At 72.5% G+C, this 2,050-nt stretch carries 3 protein-coding genes; all 3 read left to right on the forward strand.

The window, feature by feature from the left end:
* Positions 1–836: MlrC C-terminal domain-containing protein (locus AOK03_RS39720; RefSeq protein WP_167355707.1), on the forward strand; the 836-nt coding region annotated here is incomplete at its 5' end.
* A gap of 74 nt (positions 837–910) precedes the next feature.
* On the forward strand, positions 911–1,726 hold the full coding sequence (locus AOK03_RS39725) for a transporter substrate-binding domain-containing protein (protein WP_055570187.1): 816 nt from the start codon (positions 911–913) through the stop codon (positions 1,724–1,726).
* A 133-nt stretch (positions 1,727–1,859) separates the two neighbouring features.
* The coding region (locus tag AOK03_RS43655; protein WP_208609722.1) for a hypothetical protein at positions 1,860–2,050 on the forward strand (191 nt) is incomplete at its 3' end.

The raw sequence follows: 2,050 nt of genomic DNA on the forward strand, positions 1-2,050 counted from the left end.
CCGCCATCGTCGTCACCGGCGACGACGCCGAACGCGCCGCCTCCGAAGCCGAGAAGCTCGCCCGCCGCTACTGGGACGCGCGCCGCGACTTCGTCTTCGTCGGCCCGACGGGCTCCGCCGAGGAGTGCATCGAGAAGGCGGTGGCCTCGTCCGCACGGCCCTTTCTGATCAGCGACTCGGGCGACAACCCGACGGCGGGCGGCGCGGGCGACCTCGCGTACATGCTGGAGAAACTGCTCGACAACGACGACGTCCGCGCGGGCCGGGTCACCGCGGTCCACCCCGGCATCACCGACCCGGTGGCCGTCGCCCGGTGCTTCGAGGCGGGCGTGGGCGCGGAGGTCACGCTGAGCGTCGGCGGCAAGGTCGACGCGAACCACGGCGGTCCCTTCGACCTCACCGGCACCGTCGTCGCCCTGCAGCGCGCCACCGACCAGAAGGACCGGGCGGAGGGCGGCGCGTACGACCGCGGCGTCGACATGGCCGCCGTGCGCCACGGCGGTCTCACCGTGATCCTCGTCGAGCGCCGCAAGCCGTTCCACACGCTCGCCGACTTCATGGGCCCGGCGGAGGGCGGCCTCGGCATCGACCCCCGCACGTACGACCTCGTGATCGTGAAGATCGGCTACCTGGAGCCCGAGCTCCACGACATGGCCGCCGACTGGCTCCTCGCCCTCACACCGGGCGGCGTGGACCAGGACCTGCCGCGGCTCGGGCACCACCGGGTGGAGCGGCCGCTGTATCCGTTCGACGAGGACGCGTACGACGGCACGGCGCCCGACCTGACCCCGGTGCGGCTCGCCCCGCTCGCTCCGGTCGCCCCGCTCGCTCCGTGAGAAGGGGGTTCAGCCGCGGGAGCGGGTCTGCGAAGGTGATCCCTTCGAGCCGCCCGTAGCGCAGAGGAGCCCCCGTGAAGCGTGCCGCCGCCCTGTCCGCCCTGGTCTGTCTGCTGGCCGTCACCGCCGCCGCGCCCGCCTCGCCGGACGCGGCCCGGCGGCCGGACCGGCACCAGGGGACCCTCCTCGACTCCGTCCCGAAGAAGGGCGTACTGAAGGTCTGCACGACCGGCGACTACGCCCCGTTCACGAAGCTGGACCCCGCCGAGGGCACGTACAGCGGCGTCGACATCAAGATGGCCCGGGACCTGGCCGAGAGTCTCGAAGCCAAGCCGAAGTTCACCGCGACGACCTGGGCGAACCTGACCAAGGACGTGGCGGCGGGGCGCTGCGACATCGGGGTCGGCGGCGTCTCGATCACCCTGCCGCGCGCCCGGCAGGTCTACTTCAGCGAGCCGACCCGCGAGGACGGCAAGACCCCCGTCGTGCGCTGTGCCGACAAGGACGAGTTCGGTGCGGGAGCGCTCGCGGACATCGACAGGCCGGGCACGACCGTGGTCGTCAACCCCGGCGGCACCAACGAGCAGTTTGCGCGCGCCAACATCAAGAAGGCGACGGTCAAGCTGCACCCGGAGAACACCACGATCTTCCAGGAGATCATCGACGGCCGTGCGGACGTGATGATGACGGACGCGAGCGAGACGCTCTACCAGTCGAAGATCCACCCCGAACTCTGCTCCCTCCACCCCGAGAAGCCCTTCACCTTCTCCGAGAAGGCGTACGCGACACCGCGCGGTGACGACGAGTTCAAGGAGTACGTCGACCAGTTCGTCCACCTGGCGAAGCACGACGGGACGTACGCGAAGTACGAGGCGGAGTGGATGAAGTGAGCGCGCGGGGCTGGGGCGGCGCCCATGCGGCGGTGAGCAGTGATGCGGTGGCCGCCCGCGCATAGAGGGACGCTGCCAGCCACGCCTGCGCGTACGCGTCGGGGTCGGCGGGGCGCAGGCGTCCGAGTGCGTCGTGCGTGCGGTCGGCGGCCGCGTCCGTGAGGCGTCCGGCGCACAGCGCTCCCGTGCTGAGGCCCACCGCCCGCAGGCGCCGCGGGAGTTCACCGCCGGTGTCCGCCGCGGCGACGGCGCGGCCGCCGGCCACCGCGCGGTCCACGGCGCGGCGGAGCAGTCCGAGTTCCGTGGGGAGGGACGGGGACGGGG

Source organism: Streptomyces atriruber (assembly GCF_001418325.1).
GTDB lineage: Bacteria > Actinomycetota > Actinomycetes > Streptomycetales > Streptomycetaceae > Streptomyces > Streptomyces atriruber.